Genomic DNA, 23704 nt, shown 5'->3' on the forward strand with positions numbered 1-23704 from the left:
TTCCACGGTCACTTGGACACTGATTCCACGAGCACTTGGACAGTGAGCGCTCACTGATCAGCCCCAAGCTCAGGCAGGCAGCAACGCAGGACTATTCACTACCATCGACCTCTTTTTCGAAGCGAAGAGGTCGTCGTGGAGCGTTTATCCATGCGTAAAATCCGAGAGGTACTACGCCTAAAGTTCGACGCCGGCCTGTCCGTGCGCAAGATCGCCGCAAGCCTGCAAATCAGTAGCGGCAGTGCTGGCAATTACCTGCACCGGTTCAACGCCTGCGGGCTGACTTGGCCAACGTCATTGTCGGATGCCGAGCTAGAACGGCTTCTGTTCCCACCGGCCCCAACAGTACCCAGCGATCAACGCCCGATACCAGACTGGGCATGGGTGCACACCGAACTACGCCGCCCCGGCGTAACCCTGGCCCTGCTCTGGCAGGAGTACCGGCTCAGCCACCCGCAAGGCTTCCAATACAGCTGGTTCTGCGAGCACTACCGCTTGTGGGCCGCCAAGGTCGACGTGGCCATGCGCCAGGAGCACCGCGCCGGCGAGAAGTTGTTCGTCGATTACGCGGGCCAAACCGTACCGGTCATCGACCGGCAGACCGGTGAAATCCGCCAGGCCCAGGTTTTCGTCGCTGTTCTCGGAGCATCCAGTTACACCTTCGCCGAAGCCACCTGGTCACAAACGCTGCCTGACTGGCTGGGCTCGCACGCGCGCTGCTTAGCGTTTCTCGGAGCGGCCCCGCAGATCCTGGTGCCCGACAACTTGCGCAGCGGCGTCAGCAAGGCGCATCGCTACGAGCCCGACATCAACCCCAGCTACCGCGACCTGGCCGAGCATTACGGCATCGCCGTCGTGCCTGCCCGTGCGCGTAAGCCCAAGGACAAAGCCAAGGTCGAGGTCGGCGTCCAGGTGGTTGAACGCTGGATCCTCGCGGCATTGCGCAACCGCCAGTTCTTCTCGCTGGGCGAACTCAACACCGCTATCGCACTGCTGCTGGATCGGCTCAACCACAAGCCCTTCAAAAAGCTGCCCGGCTCACGCCGGTCGGCCTTCGAAGCCATCGACCAACCTGCGTTGCAGGCCTTACCGGAACAGCCCTACGTCTACGCTGAATGGAAAAAGGTACGCGTCCACATCGACTACCACGTCGAAGTGGACGGCCACTTCTACTCGGTGCCGTACCAACTGGTGAAGCACCAGCTCGAAGTGCGCCTGACCGCCCAGACCGTCGAGTGCTTCCACGCGAACCAGCGTGTGGCCAGCCACCGCCGCTCGCCGCACAAAGGCCGCCACACCACGCAAACCGAGCACATGCCCAAGAGCCATCGCGAGCATGCCGAATGGACACCGCAGCGACTGATCCGCTGGGCCGAGCAGACAGGGCCCAACACCGCTGGCGTCATCGCCTACATCCTCGAACGCCGAATCCACCCGCAGCATGGCTTCCGCGCATGCCTGGGCATCCTGCGCCTGAGCAAACAGCACGGCGAAGCGCGGCTGGAGGCCGCTTGCCAGCGTGCGCTGGCACTGGGCGCGTGCAGCTACAAAAGCCTTGAATCGATCCTGCGCCAAGGGCTGGAACGGCTGCCGCTGGCCCAGCAAAACCTGCCCCTGCTGCCCGACGAACACACCAACCTGCGCGGCCCCGGCTACTACCACTGACCTGCAAAAGGAACCTTGAAATGCTACCGAACCCCACCCTGGACAAGCTGCAAACCCTGCGCCTGCACGGCATGATCAAAGCGCTGAGCGAGCAACAGGCGACGCCCGACATCAACGACCTGAGCTTCGACGAACGCCTCGGCCTGATGGTCGACCGCGAGCTGACCGAGCGTGAAAACACACGCCTCACGACCCGCCTCAAGGCTGCTCGGCTGCGCCACAACGCCTGCCTGGAGGACATCGACTACCGCAGCCCTCGTGGGCTGGACAAGTCGCTGATCCTGCAACTGGGCAGCGGCCAATGGCTGCGCGATGGCCTGAACCTGATCATCGGCGGCCCCACCGGCGTGGGCAAAACCTGGCTTGCCTGCGCCCTGGCCCACAAGGCCTGCCGCGATGGTTACAGCGTGCGCTACCTACGCCTGCCACGCCTGATGGAAGAGCTGGGCTTAGCCCACGGTGATGGGCGCTTCGCCAAACTGATGACGGGGTATGCCAAGACGGACTTGCTGATCCTGGACGACTGGGGCCTGGCGCCGTTTACCGCAGCGCAACGGCGCGACATGCTCGAGCTGCTGGACGACCGCTACGGCAGCCGCTCGACGTTGGTGACCAGCCAGATGCCGGTGGACAAATGGCATGCACTGATCGGCGATCCGACCCTGGGCGATGCAATCCTCGACCGGCTGGTGCACAACGCTTATCGGATCGAACTGAAGGGTGAATCGATGCGTAAGCGCACGACGAAATTGACGGTGGCAGGGGCTTCAGACTAACAATGCAACCCTGCGTCGCTGCGCTCCGACTGCCTGTCCAAGTGGACGTGGATCAGGTGTCCAAGTGCGCGTGGAACGAGTGTCCAAATGAGCGCGGGCTGGGTGTCCAAGTGTCGTGGAATCCGCAATGAAGCGGAGGGCTTCACCAGCTGGATAAAAAAGATGCGGCTAACGGGACTTGTGCTGTGCTTGCTGTTTGTCCCACTGAGTTTGGTGGGGCTGTTATTTGGCGGATATCTGGGGGTGATTGTGCCGATCGTGTTCGTATACGTCATCTGGAAGTTGATCGTCAGTTTCCCAAAGGTGCTTAAAGACAGTCACCTTCGCGCGCAGCTCGCGAGCCACGGTTTCAGCGTGTAGCAGCAACTCAAGCCTATCCTTTTGAGCCGCAGTGAGTCGGTTATGCCTCCGATTTATCGCGGCCTTCATTTTGCGATTCTCTTGCCACACTACGTTCGCCATGATTTGGCGTGCACAGACTTTCAGTCTTCGTGGGGCCAACACGCTCATCCTCTCTACTCAGTCCGACGGCTCAGTGCTCAAGTGAGTGATAAGGGCTTGTCTCAGCTCGTTGAGGGCACTTTCTAGCCTGCGATTCTCGCGGGCGTCACCAGGAGGCGGCTCGTAGGTTTTGCATAGGTTAAGAAGAGACTCGGCATCGTTGGTGTTCAAGTCAAAAATGATCATTGGCGGCTTACAGTCCAAGGTGGCAAAGACAGTTGTTCGAAGTTGAATTTGAGATCTGGTTCGGTAGTGGCGTTCGCATCCTCCTTCAGCATTTTTCTCCTTATCATGGAAAGGCCCGTCCGGCTATCGAGCGTTGGTGCTCGCAGCAGCTTTTCTTGATCAACATCAGTTATAGGTACAAACAACCGTAAGGCTGGGTGGTAGAGGCTATCCGTGGTTTATTGAATGGCCATACAATAATGGCCTTTTGATGTCGTGGCGCTTTGGCCGATCCCTTGGCCCTCAGCAGACCTGAGATTCTGATTTTTCCTACTACCAGCGAGGCTAAAAGCATGCTGACTAATGCACCGCTTCGTCTGAAGCTTCTTTCCATTTTGCTCTTGCCTCTTCTCGGCTTTCTAGTGCTCGCAGGGTCGTACCTGTCCGACAATTTCCGAACCTATCGCGACATGGAAAACACCGTTGATGCTAGCCGTGTAGCGCAGTCGCTGAGCCAGTTGATCACTGTATTGCAGCGCGAGCGAGGTGCCAGTGGAGTGTTCCTTGGTAGCAAGGGCGCGAGCATGGGCGATCGACTGGGCCCGTTGCGCAGTGAGAGCGACGCGGCCCTGGAAGCCGTCCGGCGCATGCCGAACGCCAACGATGCCGAGCTTGACGCGCTGCTGAGTAAGCTAGACGCCCTTGCGGGCCTGCGCAAACAGGTCGATCAACTCGCAATCGACAACGTCGAATCTGGAGCTAGGTACACAGAGATCATCGGGGCGTCGATTGGCTACACGCACTCCCTGGAGGGGCGCGTCAGCAGCAAGGTCGTTATCCACGCGCTTAATGCCCTCAACCAATTCATTGAGCTTAAGGAAAGGGCCGGGCGAGAGCGCGTGCTGCTTGGCCTGGTTTTTAACCAGGATCATTTCGACGCCAATCTGCTGTCGCGGTTTAGTCGGAATCTGGGCGAGTATTCTGCTTACTATCAGAGCTTTGGGCGGAAGGCTTCCGTTGAAATTCTGGCCAAGTTCAAGCAGAGCCAGGAGGCGCCGGCTGCTCAAGAGGTGGCCAGGCTGCAGCGACTCGCATCCGATGTGCCATTAGGTCAACCATTGGGTGTTGAGCCTGAGGTCTGGTTCAAAACTGCCACGGCCCGCATCGATCAGATGGGCGACATCGAGAAGGCGCTGGCGCAAAGGGTTGAGTTGCTGGCCGATGATGCCCGTGGCGGCGCGATTCGAGCGCTCTGGATAACCGTCGTCGGTGCGTTGTTCGCGTTGTGCATGGTGGCTCTGTTGTCTTGGCTTATTATCAACAGCATCAGCAAGGCGGTGAAGGAGATTAATTCAACCCTGGACGGACTTGCTAACCGCGATCTCACAGCGCGAGTGAGCTTCCGCAGCAGGGACGAATTTGGTCAAATCGCCGAAAACCTGAACCGAATGGCCAATGAACTCGCGGAGATCGTACAGGAAATAGGAAGTGCTACCGCCCAAGTGGCCACGGCTGCCGAGGAATCCTCGGCAGTCACGCTGCAAACGACCCGGAGCGTCGAGCAACAGCGTCAAAGCACAGAGCTGGTAGCGACTGCCATCAACGAAATGAGCGCTACTGTGCGGGATGTAGCGCACAGCACCAACGACGCTGCCAACCTTTCGCAGCAGATCCAGAGCAGTACCGCTCAGGGGCGTGTTGAGGTTGATGGGACTGTTGCGCTGATTCACGACCTGTCGAACCAGGCAGAGCATACATCGACGATCATCGTGGAGCTCAAGCGTGAGTGTGATGAAATCTCGTCGGTGCTTGACGTGATCCGTGGAATCGCCGAGCAGACTAATCTGCTCGCACTTAACGCTGCTATCGAAGCAGCACGCGCCGGTGATCACGGTCGAGGCTTCGCTGTAGTAGCCTCTGAAGTTCGAACCTTGGCACAACGTACTCAAGAATCCACCGGCAGTATTCAGCAGATGATCACCAGGCTGCAGGTAGGTTCGGATCGTGCGAGCACCTCCATGCTTGAAACCTTGAGTAAAGCACAATCGGGTGCTGAGCGGGTAGCGCGTGCGGGTGACCTGCTTACTTCTATCACCGAGGGCATTGCACGTATCACGGATCGCACCATTCAGATTGCATCTGCGGCGGAAGAGCAGAGCGCAGTCTCTGAAGACATCAATCGTAGTGTCAATGAGATCAATGACCTGGTCATTCAAGTGAGCGCTGGAGCTCAACAGACGGCTGTCACGAGTCAGGAGTTGGCCCGCCTGGCTGAGCATCAACAAGAGTTGGTGGGTCGCTTTCGGACTGCATGAGTGGTGTACGATGACATGGCCAGTTTGTTTGCCCAGTGACGCGTATTGAGGTCGTCCAGCTGGGCAACCGGACTGATGGGTTGGACTGTTCTGAGACAAGAGATTGCGGCGCTGCCTTGTTCAGACTCCCCAAGCCAAATGTAGGAAAGGCGCTGGGTGAACGTTGAGCATCCTGCTTACAGCGGACGCTCTTCAGTGCCGCGCTCGAAATGCATCAGACGCCTTGTTGCTCCAATTCCACTGCTCGCTTCCAGCTATTCAGGGAGGTCAAACGTTGGAGGTAGGCAGAGAGGTGTGGATGCGTGTGCCCTTCACCGAGTTGCTCGACGACTGTCGTGGCAACGAAAGCCAGCATGAAATCAGCTCCCGACAATTTGTCTCCCACGATAAAGGTTTTGTCTGCAAGCACGTCATCCAGGAAGCCCAAGACCTTGCCGAATTCGGTCTGAGTGTAGCCATCAAGGAAATTCAGCTTCGTGCCTGAATTGGACTCGAATTGTGTGAAAACCTTAAGCAGGATCGGCACCATCGCAGAGCTTTCCGCGAAGTGTATCCATTGCAGATAAGGGACGTAGTCTGGAGAGGTAATTGGGGGTTCCAGCTCCGGCGCAAATCGGCGGATTAGGTACTCAACGATGGCTCCTGACTCAACCATGACCTGATTCTCAAACTCAATCACCGGCGACTTGCCGAGCGGGTGAATGTTTTTGAGGGTGTCCGGCGCGAGTTGGGTGACGGGGTCGCGTTGGTAGCGAATCAGCTCGTACTTCACGCCCATTTCTTCTAGCAGCCACAGAATTCGCAGAGAGCGCGATGCGTTGAGGTGGTGAAGTTTGATCATGGAAGGTCTCATTTGGAAGTGTCGGATTGTGCCGCGCCTGAACTCTTGAGGAGTCCAGGCAGGCCTACTACTTATTTCAGCTGAGCGACCAGTGCCTTGGCTACGCCCTCAGAGCTCGCTGGATTCTGTCCGGTGATCAGCCTGCCGTCCTCGATTACGAATGGTGCCCAATCACCACCTTTTTCATAGAGACCGCCAAGCTTCTGGAACTCGTCCTCGATCAAGAATGGCACAACCTCCGTCAGTTCGACTGCGGCCTCCTCACCATTGGTAAAGCCAGTAACGCGGCGTCCTTTGATTAGTGGGCTACCGCCAGCAGTGCTGACGTGACGCAGCACACCTGGTGCGTGGCAAACAAAGCCAAGTATCTTGCCCGCACGTTCAAAGGACTCAATCAGGCTGATGGAGGTCTCCGACTCTGCGAGATCCCACAAAGGGCCATGTCCGCCTGGGTAGAACACGGCATCAAACCCTTCCTCACTCACCGAGTCGAGTCTGACCGTATTTGCCAAAGCTGTATGCGCCTCTAAGTCGCCGTTAAAACGGTGGGTCATTTCAGTCTGGAAATCTGGCAGCTCGCTTTTCGGATCAAGCGGTGGCTGACCGCCTGCCGGCGATGCCAAAACAACTTCGGCTCCTGCATCCTTGAACACGTAGTAGGGCGCGGCGAACTCTTCAAGCCAGAATCCTGTTTTCAAGCCGGTGTTACCCAATTGGCCGTGAGACGTCAAAACCATCAAAACTTTCATCACAATTTCCTCAACGTTAGGTTGCACCCTCGATGACAGCGTCAGCCGTGGGCATTTTCAGTACTAGCCAGTACAGCAAGACAACTGCTTAGTTGGTAAAGAACGCTTGCAGCACCCCAGCTTTCTCCGCGTAGGGCGCCCGCAATCGGAGATTCGACGCGCCGTCTTCACTCTGCACTACTACCGGCTTCGCATGGGTAAAGCGACGGAAGCCGTGAATACCATGGTATGCCCCCATACCCGAAGCACCGATGCCACCGAAGGGTAGGCTGTCAATTGACGCATGGGTCATGACGTCATTGATTACCAGGCCACCTGAGGTCGTCTGGTGCACAAACTGTTGTTGTTGAGAGTCATCATCGCCGAAGTAATAGATTGCCAGAGGTCGCGGGCTTGCATTGATGTAAGCGATAGCTTCAGAAGCACTGCGGTAAGTTTTTACCGGGAGCAGTGGCCCGAAAATTTCTTCTTGCATGATCGCCATTTCTTCGGTCACATCGAGCACCAGGTGGGGTGCGATCTTGCGAGTGGCACGGTCAAAAGCTGGCTCGTTCCCAGGTGCGAGATTTATCAGGGTAGCGCCCTTTTTCTCCGCATCAGTCAGAAGGGCGATCAGTCGCTTGAAGTGTCCCTCGTTGATGATTGAGGTGTACTCAGGGTTGGCGATGACCGTGGGAAATGTTTTTTCGATGAAGTGCTTGCTGAGGATCACCAACTGTTCCTGTTGCGCCTCGGTTACCATCAGGTAATCAGGTGACAGGCAGATCTGACCGGCGTTGAAGGTTTTGATGGTCAGGGTTCTTTCGACTGCCTTGTTCAGGTCATAGTCCTCCGCAACTACCACCGGCGACTTCCCTCCCAATTCGAGAGTGACCGGCGTTAGATTCTCTGCCGCCGCCCGCATGACATGACGACCTACGGCAGTGCTGCCAGTGAACACCAGATGATCAAATGGCAACGCGCTGAAAGCAGCTCCCACACCGGCATCGCCCAGAACGACGGCGAGTTCGACTGGGTCGAAATACCCCGCGATAAGCTCGGCCAGTAATTCGGACGTGTTTGGCGTCAGCTCCGACGGCTTGAGCATGGCCGTATTGCCGGCTGCAAACACACCTGCCAAAGGGCCAAACGCCAAGTTGATCGGGAAGTTCCAAGGGCTGATGATCCCGACGACGCCAAGCGGCTGCTGCTCAATCCAAGCCTGCATACCTTGGCCAGGACTCTCAACCTGCTCAAGCTTCATCCATCGCTCTACGTTCATTGCCGAGTCTTCAAGCATTTTGACTGTAGTGGCCATGTCGGCAATCATCGACTGATAGATACTGCGATTACCAAAATCGGCGTTGATGGCAGCGCTGATGGCTGAGTGGTTTTCGCGAATCAACCTGGCGCCACGAAGCAGTCGGTCTTTTCGAAGCGCCGCATCAGCAGGGCCTGTAGCAAGATGTGCCCGTTTCATTGTGCGTAATATGATCTTCAAATCGTCAACACTCGGCTGGAAGCTCATCGTTCTTCTCCTCGGTAGATGCTTGAATTAGCAGAGTCCGCGCCTGCACCTTGGGTCACTGACGACTGCGTTCAATCTGTGCGCTCATCCTAGGGGGCTAGCCCGACAGTGAATAGACAGAGTATTTTGGGGCATGCATAAACAGTATTATGAGTACGGTATGTCACTTCTAAGACTGAGGACTTTCGTTGAGGTGTATCGGCAGCGCTCGATAACTGGCGCGGCTCGCACGCTCAATCTCACGCAACCCGCCGTCTCGCAGCACATCGCGGGTCTAGAAGCCGCGATTGGGAGAAGTCTCTTTGACAGGCAAGCTCGTGGTGTAGAGCCCACCTCTGCAGCGAAGGAGCTTGCTGCAGACATCGGCGACAAACTGGATGACGCGGAGGCAGCACTTGCTTCCGCAAGAGCCCGCTCTATTGAGCTAGCAGGTGCACTGCAGATCGTAGGCCACGCTGATTTTCTCGCAGAGGTAATTTCCAGGCAGTTGAAGCCGCTGCTGGAAGAAGGGATTCGCATTCGAATGCAAAGCGGGAACCATGAGTCGATCTGCCGCTTGCTAACGGAGGGTGAATGCGACTTGGGTATTTCTGCCGCGGCTCCTACCAACCCACAGTTGCGCGGTGAGCTTTTGTATACCGATGACATAATTGCAGTCGCCTCTCCGGTAGTTGCACAGCGACTTGCTGCCGCCAACGACTTCATAATCGCGCTTGAGGATGAGCCGATACTTGCCTACAGCCTTGCTTTGCCGCTCATTGATGATTGGCTGGCCCTGAACAGAGTCACACTGAAAAACGCTATGCCTGCCATGGTGGGCCAGGACTTGAGGGCTTTACGAACACTGCTTATTGACGGCTTCGGTTGGAGCGCTCTTCCTGATTACCTCTGCAGGCCATTCATCGAAAAGGGCGAGCTTCAGGAACTACCCGCGCCGGTTGGCCACTCAAGCCGAAGCTATTACCTGATTTGGACACCAAGTGCTTTGCGCCAGCCCAGGGTTGCCCACGCCAGGCAGGCGCTTCTTTGGCGGCTAAGGGAAGGCCGCCTGGGCTGACAAAACGATTCGCTGCCGCTTTTGTGGATTGGGGCGCGAACCGCTCACGGTTAACGCAGTCATTGATCGTATGCGATCCTCCATCTAGCGCTACCGTCGTCAGGCCAATGATGACCGCGTCTCTGTATCAAAAGGTTCGCCGCTGGATTCCCCTTAGGGTGCCAGCAGCGACCCAAACCCTACGCTTGCATAGCTACCTAAAAGCCCTATCTTTCGAGCTTGTAGGCAATGACATAATCACCCATTTTGGTGCCGAGCGAACCATGGCCACCTACGAAGGACAGGATGTACTGTTCTCCTTTCTTACCCGTGTAGGTCATAGGTGTTGATTGACCGCCCGCCGGTAAGCGCGCAGACCAAATTTCGCGACCCGTGTGGAGATCGTAGGCACGGAGGTACTGGTCAAGCGTGCCGCTCATGAAAGCCAACCCGCCAGCAGTAATGATTGATCCTCCCATACTTGGCACGCCGAGATTCATACCTATCGGAATGGGTGAACTGTCTCTCGACGTACCGTTTCTGTGTTTCCAAACGACTTCGTTGGTTTTGAGGTCTATGCCTGCTACATAACCCCACGCAGGCGCCTGGCAAGGTACACCGAAGGGCGACATTAGCGGGTGCATGATGACTGCATAGGGAGCTCCCGTATTGGGTTGCACGCCGCTTGTCTCACTGACGCGTTTACTGTCAGCCGACACTTCGTCGCGGGGAACCAGTTTGGATACGAATGCCATGTAATTAGGATTGCTGAAGATCAGCTGCTTGTGCGGATCAACTGATATCGACCCCCAGTTGAAGACGCCTACGTTGCCTGGATAGATGATGCTCCCCTGCACGGAAGGCGGGGTGTACTGACCCTCGTATCTGAGGGACTTGAACTGAATACGGCACATCAATTGGTCGAAGGGCGTAACACCCCACATTGATTTCTCTTCCAAAGGGGGAGGGAGCAGGTTCAGGTCAGAAACGGCCTGAGTAGGTGCCGTGTGATCTCCTTCCACGGCGCCAGAGGGCGCGGCAACCTCGCGGATTGGTACGATTGGTTTGCCTGTAATGCGATCTAGAACATAGAGACTGCCTTGCTTCGTAGGCTGAATCAGTGCCTGCTTTATCCCCTCAGGCGTATCGAGATCGATCAGCGTCGGCTGGCTAGGTACGTCCATGTCCCAGAGGTCATGATGAGTAAACTGCGGATTCCACGCCATTCGGACACTCAGCCCACGCTGATCCGGACACCTGTTCCACGATCATTCGGACAGGCAGTCGGAGCGCAGCGACGCAGGGGTTGCATTGTTAGTCTGAGGCGCCCGGCGCCGTCAATTTCTTCACCCGCTTTCTCATCGACTCGCCCTTGAGGTTGATCCGGTAGGCGTTGTGCACCAGGCGGTCGAGGATGGCATCGGCCAGGGTTGGATCGCCGATCAGTTCGTGCCAGTTGTCCACGGGCATTTGGCTGGTCACGAGGGTCGAGCGCTGGCCGTAGCGGTCGTCCAGTAGCTCCAGCATGTCGCGGCGCTGTTCGGCGGTGAACGGGGCCAGGCCCCAGTCATCAAGGATCAGCAGGTCGGTCTTGGCATAGCCGCTCATCAGCTTGGCGAAGCGCCCGTCGCCATGGGCTAGGCCCAACTCTTCCAACAGGCGCGGCAAGCGCAGGTAACGCACGCTGTAACCCTCTCGGCAGGCCTGGTGTGCCAGGGCGCAGGCCAGCCAGGTTTTACCCACGCCGGTGGGCCCGTTGATGATCAGGTTGAGTCCGTCGCGTAACCACTGACCGCTGCTCAGCTGGAGGATCAGCGCCTTGTCGAGTCCGCGCGGGCTGCGGTAGTCGATGTCTTCGAGGCAGGCGTTGTGCTTGAGCCGGGCCTGACGCAGGCGGCTGCTGAGGCGCTTGTCGTCGCGTTCGGTCAGTTCGCGGTCGACCAGCAGGCCGAGGCGTTCCACGAAGCTCAGGCTGTCGATGTCGGGGGTTTTCAGTTGCTCGGCGAGTGCCTTGAGCATGCCGGTCAGGCGCAGGGTCTGGAGCTTGTCCAGGGTCGGATGGGGCAGCATGGTGGGATTCCTTGTGTTCAGTGGTAGTAGCCGGGGCCGCGCAGATTGGCGTGGTCGTCCGGCAGCAGGGGCAGGTTGGCTTGAGCCAACGGCAGGCTTTCCAAACCCTGGCGCAGGATCGATTCGAGGCTCTTGTAGCTGCACGCACCGAGGCTGAGGGCGCGACGGCAGGCCAACTCCAAGCGCACTTCGCCATGGGTCTTGCCCAGGCGCAGGATGCCCAGGCAGGCCCGGTAGCCTTGGGTTGGGTGGATGCGCCGTTCGAGGATGTGGCTGATCACGCCGGCCGTGTTCGGCCCGGTCTGCTCAGCCCAGCGGATCAGCCGTTGTGGCGTCCACTCGGCGTGCTCGCGATGGCTCTTGGGCATGTGCTCGGCCTGTGTGCTGTGCCGGCCCTTGTGCGGTGAGCGAAGATGGCTGGCCACCCGCTGATTGGCGTGGAAGCACTCCACCGTGCGCGCTGTCAGGCGTACTTCCAGTTGTTTCTTCACCAGTTGGTACGGCACCGAGTAGTAGTGCCCATCAACCTCGACGTGGTAGTCGATGTGCACACGCGCCTTCTTCCACTCGGCATACACGTAGGGTTGCTCCGGCAGCGGCCGCAGCACCGGACGATCCAGGGCTTCGAAGGCCGAGTGCCGGGAGCCCGGCAGCTTGCGAAACGGTCGTCGGTTGAGGCGCTCCAGCAATAAGGCGATGGCGCTGTTGAGTTCGTTCAAGGAGAAGAACTGGCGGTTCCTCAGCGCGGCGAGGATCCAGCGCTCGACCACCTGCACGCCGACCTCGGCCTTAGCCTTGTCGCGCGGCTTACGCGCCCGCGCCGGCACCACCGCCACGCCATAGTGCTCGGCCAGATCGCGGTAGCTCGGGTTGATGTCCGGCTCGTAGCGATGGCTCTTACTCACCGCGCTGCGCAGGTTGTCCGGCACCACGATCTCCGGCACGCCCCCGAGGAAGGCGAAGCAGCGGGTATGCGAGCCCAGCCAGTCCGGCAGCTGCTGCGACCAGGTGGCTTCGGCGAAGGTGTAGCTGGAGGCGCCGAGCACCGCGACGAACACCTGCGCCTGGCGGATCTCGCCGCTGTGCCGGTCGATCACCGGCACCGTCTGCCCGGCGTAGTCGACGAACAACTTCTCGCCGACGCGATGTTCCTGGCGCATCACCACGTCCAGCTTGCCCTGCCAGGCCCGGTAGTGCTCGCAGAACCAGCTGTACTGAAAACCCTGCGGCTGGCTCAGGCGATACTCCTGCCAGAGCAGCGCCAGGGTCACGCCGGGGCGACGCAGCTCGGCGTGCACCCAAGACCAATCAGGCAGTGGCCGCTGCTCACTGGGCACCGCAGGGGCCAGTGGGAACAGTTGCTGTTCCAGTTCGGAATCGGACAACGAGCAGGGCCAGGCTAGACCGCTGGCGGCAAAGCGACAGAGGTAATCACCGGCACTGCTGTGGCCTATGCCCAGACTGCGGGAGATCTTACGGACAGACAGCCCGCAATCGAACTTGAGGCGCAACACCTCACGGATTTTACGCATGGACAAACGCTCCACGACGACCTCTCTGCTTCGAAAAAGAGGTCGATGGTAGTGAATAAATCCTGCGTAGCTGCCTGCCTGGAAAGTGTCCGGATGGCCGTGGAATCGGTGTCCGGATGCTCGTGGAATGAGTGTCCGGATCAGCGTGGAATCACTGTCCGGATGTGCGTGGAATGGGTGTCCGAGTCAGCGTGGAATCCGCAGAGTAAACTGATAATTCCATCTCACCTGGCCTGTGGCGATGTCGAGTGCAACGGTGCCAGAGCTGTATTTTTCAGCGCCGGGCGATCGGGCAGCCCCCCACTGATCAGGCATCTGATTGCCGAGCGGTATATAGACGAGCCCTGCGCCCTCGTCGACGCTGGGAATAGACCACATGTTAGGTGAGTTGCGGGTGTAAAACGCGTTCTCAGCAAGAGGTGTAGTCACCTCTGGATTACCTGCGTCCCAGTTCCAGACCAAGTGCCCGTCGTGCACGTCATACGCACGAATGACCCCCGAGGGCTCATCAACAGACTCATTATCCGTCACATGGCCGCCAATGATGACCAAATTCCGCGTGATGGCTGGTGGGGACGTCGAGTAGTACCCGCCCGGAGTGAATGGGCCGATGTTCGCTCTGAGGTCGATGGTGCCGTTCTTGCCGAAATCGCTACAGACTTCACCTGTATCTGCGTTGATGGCCATGAGGCGTGCATCAGCGGTAGGCAGAAAAATCCGTTTGGGGCAGGCTTGAGCCACAGCAGAACCAGCGGTCGAAAGCGGTGATGCACCTCGATCATTATCAGCAGCACTGTATTTGGATTCGTCGTAGTAAGAGACACCCCGGCAGGTCATGTGTGCCCAGCCACGAAAATCGTTGCCATTGGCACTCTGGATTTTGGGATCGAAACGCCAAACTTCTTTTCCGGAGTCAGGATCCAAAGCAAGGAGCTTGCTGTGTGCGGTACACACATACAGGAGCCCGTTGACCTTGAGTGGGGTGTTCTGGTTGGTGATCTCAACGGGATCAAGGCCAGTCGGGAGGTCACCCGTTCTTATGCGCCAGGCTTCTTTGAGCTTATGTATATTAGTAGTATTTATCTGCGACAACGGTGAATAGCGTTGGCCATATTCGGTTCCCCCGTAAGAGCGCCACTCCCCATCGGGCTGTACTTGATTTGCGCTACCGAGCGTGTCCCCGTCACCACTCCACGAGTCGGTGACTTCTCCATAGTTTGTGAACTGCGATATCAGAGCGCACGCGCCTGAAACAACAACGGCAAAGATCAATGCCGATGAGCCATAGGGCGCAGGGCGAGTGAGGGTGAGCGGTTTTCTAAACCAGGGTAACCAGAGCACCAAACCGAAGACGAACCACATCGAGAGGCGGGGTACGAGTTGCCACCAGTCCAAGCCGATCTCGTAAATCGACCAAACAGTGCTGCCTAGAAGGAAAATCGAATATGCGGTGAGCGCAAGAGAGCTACCCAAGAGAAGCAGACAGCCCGTTATAAATAAGGTAAGGCCTGCGATCACGTAATAGGGAGATCCACCCAGAAGAAAAAGTTTTATGCCGCCTGCAAACAGCACCAGACTTACCAAGATAAGAATGGCGCCCACTGCCGTGGGCGGTCTGCGTGTTTTTGAAAATGCACCGTTAAAAGGCATCTATGTATCCTCGCTCTCTACTTCCGCAATTAGAAGCTCGCTGTTTGTAAGGTTAGTAAATTCGTGGTTTAGTTCAGACAGGGGCTGACTAGACGTCGTTCAGTGTACGTTGATAGGTCGCGAGAGGGATGTCGGTAGAATAACCAGTGTTTATTTGTATGTATAACTACAGGTTAATTGCAGGGCGCTGATTTTCTTCGCCGCTAGTGTATGCTGGAAGGCTGTAGTCTCTTTCGTGAGGCGGCATCAATGCACAGTTCATAATGAATGAGGGGCGCGAGTGATGCCTTATTCAAGAAAAATGATTTAAAGCAATGGCATCGTCAGGTTTTCCTGAGGCGGATGATTGAACCCTTAGAGTTGAGCCGTTTAAGTCCTCGAAATAAGAAAATGGCTTGAAAGCCAAGATGAGGTGGCAGCATGAGTATTCATATCTCGCAGACTGATGAGATTCAGGCGTTTTTTAGGCAGGTAGCAGGACTAGATAGCGAAGCAGGCAGTCCGAGGATCAAGCAGATCCTGATTCGAGTATTGCAGGATTGCGCGAAGGCGATCGAGGATCTGGAGATCACCGATGACGAGTTTTGGCGGGCCGTGGACTATTTGAACCGTATGGGAGTAAATCAGGAAGCGGGGCTCCTGGTGGCCGGGCTTGGGCTGGAACATTTCCTTGACCTTCTGCAGGATGCCCGAGACCGTTCAGCGGGGGCTGGAGGCGGCACTCCTCGCACTATCGAAGGCCCACTCTATGTTGCAGGTGCGCCTCTTTCAAATGGGTATGCACGCCTGGATGATGGAACTGATCCCGGTACGGTAATGTACCTGCACGGTCGTGTGACCGACACTCAGGGTAACCCTATCGCGGGTGCAATTGTGGATGTGTGGCATGCCAGCACCCAAGGCACATACTCCTATTTCGATAAAAGCCAGTCTGACTACAACCTGCGTCGTAGAATTGTTACCGATGAACTGGGGTATTATAAGGCCCGGAGTATCGTCCCTAGCGGTTATGGCTGCCCGGTAACAGGTACAACTCAAGAGGTTTTGAATGCCCTTGGGCGCCACGGCAATCGGCCTGCCCACATTCACTTCTTCATTTCTGCTGCAGGACACAAGCATCTAACAACACAGATAAACTTCCAGGGCGATGAGTATCTGTGGGACGATTTTGCCTATGCGACCCGCGAGGGCCTGATCGGTGAGTTGCAGTTCATCGACGATGACAGCAGGGCTAAGCAATTGGGCTTGAATGTTAATTCATTTGCCGAACTCAGGTTTGATTTTCAGGTTCTGAGAGCAATCGAGCCGGAATCTGAGCAGCGAAGCAGTCGCCCAAGGGCTCTGCAGCAGCTCTAAGAGCTTCAGTGTACCGTAACGGTATCATGAGGGAGTCCGGGGGTTCACCACGCATGAATTCCCCGGTTTCAGAGTCCAGCCTGAACTTGTCGCTAGATATTGAGTTTTTTCCTGCGTCGATATGTGAGCTAATTGCCATATTTATGGTCAGTGTTTTAAAGTTACGGTGCGAGCTTTTTGTATTCCGTAGCTTGATGAGTAAGATTGATCCAGCTCCCTCCCATTAGTTTCCATACCCTGGTGAATCTCGCATACTTAGTGGGCTGTAGGGTGCCGTTGGTGACGATGTCGTTGTGGTAATCGCCAGTCGCTATTGCGATATCTTTCTGAATGCTTATATGCATTCTGTCAATGATGAAACTTTTGAATCTGTAATCCGAGTCTATCAAGCCCTGCAAAAATTCATCGCGATTTCTTAATTTTCCATTACTCTCGACATGGATGTAATCGGTAGCAGTCATAGCTTTGAGCTTTTCTATATCTGCGGTCACCAGAGCAGCGGAGCGCGCTGCTTCTGCATTTCGGACTTGGAGCTGGGCCTGTTCAACAGGGCTTTGGGCGCAGGCGGCTGCAGAAAACAGCAACGTAGCTGATAAACCACCCGGGATACGCGCGCAGCGAATTTTAAAAATAGTGCTCATGTGGCTTCCTGTTCAATTGTTAGGTTGTCTCTTCACAAGCTCAGCTGTCATAAGCGTAGAAATCTCGTGAACCAAGAATTACCACAAAGGAAAAAGCGTAAGGGAAGGGGAGAGTAAAACTGGGGGTGTGCCGACGTCTTGTCCAGACGTCGGCCTGTCACGAGGGCTTGGTGTTTAGAAGCGGAACACAGCTTGTAGCCACAGTTTGTCGCCTTCGGCTCTGTTGACGACATTCGACTCGTGTTGCCACTTGGCTACAAAACCCCAAGCAGGCGTTTGGTACTTGATCGCGGGGCCGATGGCGAAGGCCCGGCCTTTGTTATCCTCGTTCAGTCCGGTGTAGTTGTCTTGGTCGTCGCCTGTGATTTGCTTGTAGAAGTATCCACTCACGCCAACTTGCAGGGTAGGAGTAATGTTGTACCCGATGTTGTAATCGACGTTGAATTCATCGCCCGATTTGTAATGTGTAGCACTGTTCTCTTTGTTAATAATGTAAAGGGCCTTGGCGCTAACTTCGAGGTTCTTGATCGGGTAGGCTGTAATGCCGTACCAGGGCGCAAACGACCAGTAATTACGTCCTGGGTTGAACAGGCGATCTTTGTCGTAAGAGCCAGTTGGGGTGAAGATATCAACGGCCACAATTTGGCTGAGGCCGGGTGAGCTCCATCCCAAGAGTAAAGGTACAAGAGTGATGTCGCCGATGCCTTCCTGCTTGTCACTGCGATGAACGCGCCCAGCAGGGGTGTCCACATCGAAACTGACCTTCCCCTTGACAAACGGCACGATGAAACGGCTTGAGAGTGTCGCACCCAGCAGCGAGTAATCCGAATAGACGTAGTCAAAACGCATGGACAGGGCTTTTACGTTCAGGTCGAAATCATGGATGTTAGGCTTTTCCGAACCGTCATTCCCCATTGTCTTGTCCGCTTTGTATTCGGACACATAGACGAAATTAGTGAGACCTGGAGGCGGCAGCTTTCCTGACAGTACAGTGTTTACACCGAGTGGGTAGGTTGAGCCACCACCCTCTGTGGCATGAGTTGGTGCAGAAAAGGCTATCAAGCCGAAGGCGAGACCAACAGGCGTGAGGATGCGCTGTGCAACACAAGGGATGTGTTTCATTGTTATGCCCTACATATGTTTGTTGTTATTTTAAAGCAGAGTCTTTTTGCAGCTTTTAAAGTGAGAGTCAGCGCGGGTTTGACCCCGCGCTTAGGTTCAAACGATTTTGTTTTCGAGCGTACCCAGCCCTTCAATCCACACGGTGAATACGTCGCCGCGCTGAATGAACGTTTGTTTTTCCATGCCGACCCCGGCAGGTGTACCGGTCAAGATGATGTCGCCAGGGAACAGCTCGATACGCTGGCTGATGTAGGCAATCTGGTCAGCAATTGTGTAAAGATGATTTGAGGTATTTGAATCCTGCTGGAGATCACCGTTTCACCAAAGCTTAATGGCAAGATTTTCAGGGGATTCAACGAACTGCGCAGGTGTCAACAGAGGGCCTACCGGGCAGGAGCCATTGAAGGTCTTATGACCGATCCAGTCGAAGCGGAACGGTGAGCTCTCGTCTACCTGGGGGCGTTTCAAATGATCGCGCGCTGAGAGATCGTTCGCGCAGCTATAGCCGGCGACGTGCTCAAGCGCCTCCTCCACCGAGACCTTGTCTGCACGCTTGCCAATGAAGACCGCCAGTTCAGCTTCCCAGTCAAGCATGTGGGTATTTGCGGGAAAGTCGATGTCTTGAGCGTGTGCAGCCAACGAACCTCGGCTGGCCTTGATGAAGTGCCAAGGCGGAATGCCTTCACTTTTCGGATCTGCACAGAGGTTCATGTTGAGCGCTTTAGCCATCGCTTCCACATGATCACGGTAGTTGGCGCCGGCTCCGTAGATCGTGCCTGGACGGGTCAGCAGCGGGGCGTAACGGAGTTTTGTGAGCAGGATCTCATGTGCTCCATAGCCCTGGGGCCATCCTGAAATATCCTTGGCGAGTGAGCCGAGCCAAAGATTGGCTTCCTCCCAGCGCTCAAGGATTTCATCCAGCGTGACGTTTGCTGCAGAAGAGCAAGCGCCTTGAAGGTCATAGGCAGTATCCCCGACCATGATGCCGGGAGCGACGGTGGCGCCGTCTTTGAAATAGTTAAATAATTGGAATTTCATATGTCAGGCCTTACTTATATTGGGTATGCGGATTTAATGGTTGATGGGGCACCTTCCCCTCACCAACCTGATGCTACCCTCAGATGGTTGATAGATCGACCCCGTAGTTGAGCTCCTCTGCGAGGTCTGGCAGTCCGTAACCGATGGTTTTCTTGTAGAACGGAGAGACCTTCGCAGTCGGGGCCTTCTTCTTGTGCTTCGTGGTGTAGAGCATTCGCGCCCGCATCACCTCAAAGGAATAACCTCGTCCTTCACGGTTCTTGTCCTTGGCCAGTCGGTTGATGGACTCCGTGAAAGCGTTGGTGACAGGTATGTCCGTCTCGAAGTAGGTCATGATCTCCTCGCGCCAGTTGCCCACCGCCCTAAACAGATCGCTCCAGACTTCTTTCTGGCCCTTCGGGATGGTGGATATCCACTCGTCCAGGGCGGCTTCTGCCTGGGGTCGTGTGGTGGCGTCCCAGATGCTGTAGAAGCGCTCCTTGTGCTCGTAGGCAGCCAGCAGTTGCGGGAATGCGCCTGTCCAGGTTTCCATGATCAGCCGCTCCCGGTCTGAGACTTCGTGAGCGCGCTTCAGCAGGATTTTCCGGTCTCCCTTGAGGGTTCGGATCTGGGCTGGTTTCAGCTCTTTCCGGAGCCCCTTGCGCACCTTCTCCAGAGCATCGTTGGCCATGCGCACCACATGGAATTTATCGACCACGATGCGGGCCTGTGGCAGCACCGCCCTGACCGCCGTTCGATATGGATTCCACATGTCCATGCTGACGATATCGATCTTCTGCCGGTCTTTCAGCTTCATCAGGTAGTTAGTCACGACGTCCTGACGGCGAGTGGCCAGCAGATCGAGCAGGGTCTTCTCCTCAATGTTGGTCAGGATGCAGCGGTAGCGCTTGTTCAGGTACAGCTCGTCGATGCCCAGAATGCGAGGCGTTTCGAAGCGGTGCCAGCGGCCTAAGAACGCGGCGCGGGCGTTGAAGATGTCCCGTACCGTCTTCTCGTCCAATCCGGTTTGCTGCGCCACGAAAGTGTAGGGGTGGTTAAAGGACTCCTTCTCTACGTATTCATGTAGCCGCAGTGTCATGCGGAAGCCGTCCACCACCTCCGGTAGCTGGGGCCTGAAGGTAGCCTCGCAGGCCCGACAGATGTACCGGCGGCGGAGCACCCAGAGGGTGACCCGCTTGCCGTGGATGGGCAGATCATGATAGGGAACATCACGCTTGCCGAAACGCACGAACTCACCCTGCACCCCGCATTCCTCGCAAGCAATGGGATCGGGCGCGTCTACCTGGAAGTGCATTTCATCGTCGGTGGCTTTGCAGCCCAGCACCTGGTATGAGGGCAGGTGCAGGATGTTGTCGGGCATTTCGGTCATACGTTATTCTCTTAAGACGACTAGCAACTGGCTAAAGCGTTCTTAAGAACCTAGGCAACACGCGAAGGTTGGCGACTAAGAAGAAGCAGGATGCCGAAAGCAATCATTCCTCCACCTGAGGCGCGTTGAAACCAGTGCAGCTTGTTTGCTGCGAAAGCTGCTGCAAAACGCCCTGCTGACGCATATATCGCTATTGCAACGGCCTCTAGCGCGATAAAAACCGTCCCAAGAGTTGCATAGCTCAGCCAGTAATTCGTTATATCCACGAATTGCGGGAAGAATGCCGCGAAAATGAGGATTGCTTTGGGGTTACTGATGGCGATCAGCGCCTCACTACGGAATGCCTTACGAAGCGAAGGTTTCATTGCATCTGCGTTTAGGTTAGTCGAGCCAGATGTTGTTCTGAGGAGCTTGATGCCCATCCAGACCAGATAGGCGGCACCAACGATCTTGATCACGTTGAAGACCAACGCCGAAGCAGACAAAAGCATCCCTAAACCAAGCGCGCTAGCAGCAATCATGGGCACGAAGACGGCAAGCCGTGCTGTGCTTGCCATAAAGGAAAACCCTACGCCCTTTTGCGCACCGTGTGTCATCGCAACGAGGTTATTGGGGCCGAACGCCAGGTTCAGTGCGAAACATGCCGGGAGGAAAACAAGTAGATCGATCATTAGCTTTGTTGTGACCTCAAGGGAGTAGGTTGGATATGCATGGTCAGTGCACCTCGTTCAAGTAGGGCGTGACATTACGCAACATCCGCTCAATGTAGTCTTCCATCTTGCCGACCGGCGCGACATGGTGCAATGCACCCCGAGCCGCCTCAATACCTTCTAGCCGGGCGATGACCCAACTGGGGAGGTACTGAGCCCGTAGGCTACCACTCTTCGTGGCAATATTGCTTTTGGCGAAGAAAGGCTGGCTGAGCACAACGACACCCGCTTCTTGTACCGGGGCTATTGTCAAGACAGATATGCCTAGTTTTCAAGTGTTCCCTACATATGGCTATAGGGAAGGGGATCTGGAAAGACCGGCACGGTTAGCTATCAACCATTTAGTCCGTTGTGGATTTAGTTTTCCCTTCCGCTTTCTACTTCACATATCAACCATTAAATCCGCATACCCCAAAATACTTGCTCAAGATTGAGCTAGCCCGGATTTCTCATGACCGCATAAACAAAAACGGCTGAAAGCCTTATGATTCTTGTCGCCAAACAAAGCCCCATAAGTCTTCAGCCGCGCACAAAATGCTACCAGAAAAACTCCACTTTTCACCCCTCTCTCGCCGCCTCGTCGAGGCCTCTTTCACCGGTGGTCACATCACCTCGGATGCGGGCTTGTTGCTGCTGCGCGAGGTCGACCAGCAACATGGCTTGACCCGCCGCCTGGCCAAAATCGTTCCCGATCGGCGTGATCCTGGGCGTGTCCAGCACGGACTGCAGACACTGCTCGCCCAGCGTATCTATGCACTGGCCGCCGGCTACGAGGATCTCAACGATCATGACGGCCTGCGCCATGACTACGCGCTGCAGACTGCGGTCAACCGCCTGCAACCGCTGGCCGGCAAATCCACTCTGGGGCGCCTGGAACAGCAAGCCGATCGCGAAACGGTGGTGCAAGCCCATCGCCTGCTGTGGGAGCACTTCATCGCCCAGCATGACCAGGCGCCGGCTGAGATCGTGCTCGACTTCGATGCGACCGATGTGCCGGTGCATGGTGATCAGGAAGGGCGCTTCTTCCATGGCTATTACGACCATTACTGCTTCCTGCCGCTCTATGTGTTCTGTGGTCGCCATCTGCTGGTGAGCTATTTGCGCCCGAGCAACATCGATGGCGCCCGACACAGTTGGGCCATCCTGGCACTGCTGGTCAAGTTCATTCGCCGCTTCTGGCCAGAGACCCGCATCGTGTTCCGCGGTGACGGCGGTTTTTGCCGACATCGCATGCTCGACTGGTGTGACCGCAAGCAGGTGGATTATGTGGTGGGTCTGGCCCGCAACACCCGCCTGCAGCGGATGGCGGCGCCGGCCATGCAAGCTGTCGCCGAGGCCTACCAAGAAACCGGGCAGAAGATGTCCGGCGTGTATCGCTTCCTCTATCAGGCCGGTAGTTGGCGTAGGCGCCGCCTGGTCGTGTCGCGCCTGGAACATGGCGAGCAGGGTGCCAATCCACGCTTCATCGTCGTGTCCCGCTTTGCCGAGGATGCTGCCCAGCAGTACTACGAAGACTACTGCGGCCGTGGCGACATGGAGAATCGGATCAAGGACCAACAGTTGGATCTGTTCGCCGACCGCACCTCCAGCCCACGCTGGTGGACCAACCAGTGGCGGCTGATGCTGTCGGCCTTTGCCTATGTGCTGTTCGAACGGCTACGCGATCATCTCCAGGGCACCGCATTGGCGCGCATGAGCATCCATAACCTGCGCTTGAAACTGCTCAAGATCGGTGCGGTGATCATTCGCAACAGCCGGCGCATCCGCGTGCTGATCAGCGAGGCCTATCCGCATCAGGAACTCTTTGCGGGGCTGGTTGCCCGCCTCAAGCCGACCTGAACAGGCGGGCGCCCCCGGCCCGGCTCAATGGGGGAAAGGGGGCAGTGCGCCCCATACGCGGGAATTGAATAAAAAACGATCAATTTTTAGCGGTGGAAGGCAGGTTGTTGATACACCGAGGCTTCACCGGCCACGCCTGCCGGCCTCATGAGAAATCCGGGCTAGATAATTTGATGCCGTAGAAAGGTTGGTCTGGCCGCACTACGCAAAACGTGAAAATAGTCGCCCTGCGTATTTTTTAGTGGAAATACTGCTTTCTCATCTGATGCAATTGGCTCAGCTGCAGTGCGCCTAAGAAAGATGACGCGCTTTCTATCTTGCACTAGTTCGTCAAGTTTAATTTGGAACGCGCCACTTATGAGTGGCATCACGCTTAACCTCCTTCGACAACTAGAGAAACACGAACTGCCCCACGATATCATCGCAGCTATCAATGGCTATCTCCGCAACCATGGCCTGAACTTACGTCAGGTAGTCATTCGCGCATCGAACTAGGCCAATAACAAGTGCGGCAAGCAAGTGCAATCCGCCATTCCATCCAAGACTAAGTATGAATGTCCGCATAAGCGCCTATTAAACATCGATTTTAGATGTTTAACATAGCCGTTACCGCACCCGATGCTTGAGACGTTGCACGGATCGATAGCTAATATGCTACGAGGATAATGTCGTCGGCCGACATGGCCTGGTTAAGAACGCCGCGCGGTTAATCACGTTTCTCGCGCTGCCCAACCAGTCGATGGTGCAAAAATATTTATTAAAGAATGCAGCATACGTGCACTTAAAATTTAGGTAATAGCGGTGACGAAATATTCGCAGCGC

General features: G+C 56.2%; 17 protein-coding genes and 3 pseudogenes. 7 read left to right on the plus strand and 13 right to left on the minus strand.

All coding sequences use genetic code 11. The annotated features are described in order from the left end of the window. Nucleotides 1-150 precede the first annotated feature (150 nt). From istA (KDB76_RS14645) to KDB76_RS14660, 4 genes are all read left to right on the plus strand, one after another. The gene (gene istA, locus KDB76_RS14645; protein WP_038410324.1) at nucleotides 151-1665 is read left to right on the plus strand and encodes an IS21 family transposase; all 1515 of its coding nucleotides are present in this window, start codon (nucleotides 151-153) and stop codon (nucleotides 1663-1665) included. Nucleotides 1666-1685: 20 nt separating this feature from the next. Then, nucleotides 1686-2441 (plus strand): IS21-like element ISPre4 family helper ATPase IstB, encoded by a 756-nt coding sequence (gene istB / locus KDB76_RS14650; protein ID WP_038410325.1) that lies wholly within the window; start codon nucleotides 1686-1688, stop codon nucleotides 2439-2441. Between the two features lie 87 nt (nucleotides 2442-2528). Then, complete coding sequence (locus KDB76_RS14655; protein WP_235208025.1) at nucleotides 2529-2801, plus strand: hypothetical protein; 273 nt, start codon at nucleotides 2529-2531, stop codon at nucleotides 2799-2801. A gap of 659 nt (nucleotides 2802-3460) precedes the next feature. Next, nucleotides 3461-5422 carry a methyl-accepting chemotaxis protein gene (locus tag KDB76_RS14660; RefSeq protein ID WP_038410326.1) on the plus strand — a complete coding sequence of 654 codons (1962 nt, stop codon included), beginning with the start codon at nucleotides 3461-3463 and terminating at the stop codon, nucleotides 5420-5422. A gap of 214 nt (nucleotides 5423-5636) precedes the next feature. Here the strand turns inward: KDB76_RS14660 and KDB76_RS14665 are convergent, their stop codons facing one another. The 3 genes from KDB76_RS14665 to KDB76_RS14675 all read right to left on the minus strand — a co-directional run bounded on the left by KDB76_RS14665 (nucleotide 5637) and on the right by KDB76_RS14675 (nucleotide 8519). Next, the gene (locus KDB76_RS14665) at nucleotides 5637-6263 is read right to left on the minus strand and encodes a glutathione S-transferase (RefSeq protein WP_038410327.1); all 627 of its coding nucleotides are present in this window, start codon (nucleotides 6261-6263) and stop codon (nucleotides 5637-5639) included. Between the two features lie 71 nt (nucleotides 6264-6334). Next, nucleotides 6335-7012 (minus strand): type 1 glutamine amidotransferase domain-containing protein, encoded by a 678-nt coding sequence (locus KDB76_RS14670; RefSeq protein ID WP_038410328.1) that lies wholly within the window; start codon nucleotides 7010-7012, stop codon nucleotides 6335-6337. 88 nt (nucleotides 7013-7100) lie between these two features. Next, nucleotides 7101-8519: a coniferyl aldehyde dehydrogenase gene (locus KDB76_RS14675; RefSeq protein ID WP_038410329.1), complete on the minus strand. Its 1419-nt coding sequence runs from the start codon at nucleotides 8517-8519 to the stop codon at nucleotides 7101-7103. A 133-nt stretch (nucleotides 8520-8652) separates the two neighbouring features. Between KDB76_RS14675 and KDB76_RS14680 the strand changes: the two genes are divergently transcribed. Beyond that, nucleotides 8653-9576, plus strand: a complete 924-nt coding sequence (locus tag KDB76_RS14680; protein ID WP_200873963.1) for a LysR family transcriptional regulator — start codon at nucleotides 8653-8655, stop codon at nucleotides 9574-9576. A gap of 206 nt (nucleotides 9577-9782) precedes the next feature. Here KDB76_RS14680 and KDB76_RS14685 read toward each other — a convergent pair. From KDB76_RS14685 to KDB76_RS14700, 4 genes and pseudogenes are all read right to left on the minus strand, one after another. After that, nucleotides 9783-10784: pseudogene (locus KDB76_RS14685) on the minus strand (PQQ-binding-like beta-propeller repeat protein); the annotation flags it as partial. Between the two features lie 85 nt (nucleotides 10785-10869). Continuing rightward, complete coding sequence (istB, locus tag KDB76_RS14690; protein ID WP_038408850.1) at nucleotides 10870-11625, minus strand: IS21-like element helper ATPase IstB; 756 nt, start codon at nucleotides 11623-11625, stop codon at nucleotides 10870-10872. A 17-nt stretch (nucleotides 11626-11642) separates the two neighbouring features. After that, the gene (gene istA, locus KDB76_RS14695) at nucleotides 11643-13157 is read right to left on the minus strand and encodes an IS21 family transposase (protein WP_038408847.1); all 1515 of its coding nucleotides are present in this window, start codon (nucleotides 13155-13157) and stop codon (nucleotides 11643-11645) included. Nucleotides 13158-13361: 204 nt separating this feature from the next. Then, nucleotides 13362-14807: pseudogene (locus tag KDB76_RS14700) on the minus strand (PQQ-binding-like beta-propeller repeat protein); the annotation flags it as partial. Nucleotides 14808-15227: 420 nt separating this feature from the next. Between KDB76_RS14700 and catA the strand changes: the two are divergent. Next, complete coding sequence (catA, locus tag KDB76_RS14705) at nucleotides 15228-16163, plus strand: catechol 1,2-dioxygenase (protein WP_047934721.1); 936 nt, start codon at nucleotides 15228-15230, stop codon at nucleotides 16161-16163. 161 nt (nucleotides 16164-16324) lie between these two features. On the opposite strand, the gene KDB76_RS14710 is transcribed toward catA, so the two are convergent. From KDB76_RS14710 to KDB76_RS14735, 6 genes and pseudogenes are all read right to left on the minus strand, one after another. Further along, on the minus strand, nucleotides 16325-16804 hold the full coding sequence (locus KDB76_RS14710; protein WP_047934719.1) for a nuclear transport factor 2 family protein: 480 nt from the start codon (nucleotides 16802-16804) through the stop codon (nucleotides 16325-16327). Between the two features lie 174 nt (nucleotides 16805-16978). Further along, entirely contained in the window at nucleotides 16979-17926 is a 948-nt protein-coding gene (locus tag KDB76_RS14715) for a transporter (protein WP_049870825.1), read from the minus strand. A 96-nt stretch (nucleotides 17927-18022) separates the two neighbouring features. Next, a pseudogene (locus KDB76_RS14720) lies at nucleotides 18023-18964 on the minus strand (fumarylacetoacetate hydrolase family protein). 79 nt (nucleotides 18965-19043) lie between these two features. Further along, nucleotides 19044-20333, minus strand: coding sequence for an ISL3-like element ISPst9 family transposase (locus tag KDB76_RS14725; RefSeq protein WP_033939138.1), 1290 nt, complete (start codon nucleotides 20331-20333; stop codon nucleotides 19044-19046). Nucleotides 20334-20383: 50 nt separating this feature from the next. Then, nucleotides 20384-21004: a LysE family translocator gene (locus KDB76_RS14730; protein WP_014819627.1), complete on the minus strand. Its 621-nt coding sequence runs from the start codon at nucleotides 21002-21004 to the stop codon at nucleotides 20384-20386. A gap of 43 nt (nucleotides 21005-21047) precedes the next feature. Next, nucleotides 21048-21296: a hypothetical protein gene (locus KDB76_RS14735; protein ID WP_099167931.1), complete on the minus strand. Its 249-nt coding sequence runs from the start codon at nucleotides 21294-21296 to the stop codon at nucleotides 21048-21050. A 281-nt stretch (nucleotides 21297-21577) separates the two neighbouring features. Between KDB76_RS14735 and KDB76_RS14740 the strand changes: the two genes are divergently transcribed. Further along, on the plus strand, nucleotides 21578-22882 hold the full coding sequence (locus KDB76_RS14740; RefSeq protein WP_038409882.1) for an IS1380-like element ISPa33 family transposase: 1305 nt from the start codon (nucleotides 21578-21580) through the stop codon (nucleotides 22880-22882). Nucleotides 22883-23704: the final 822 nt, after the last annotated feature.

It is taken from the genome of Pseudomonas sp. JS425, from assembly GCF_018223845.1.
Lineage (GTDB): Bacteria > Pseudomonadota > Gammaproteobacteria > Pseudomonadales > Pseudomonadaceae > Aquipseudomonas > Aquipseudomonas asiatica.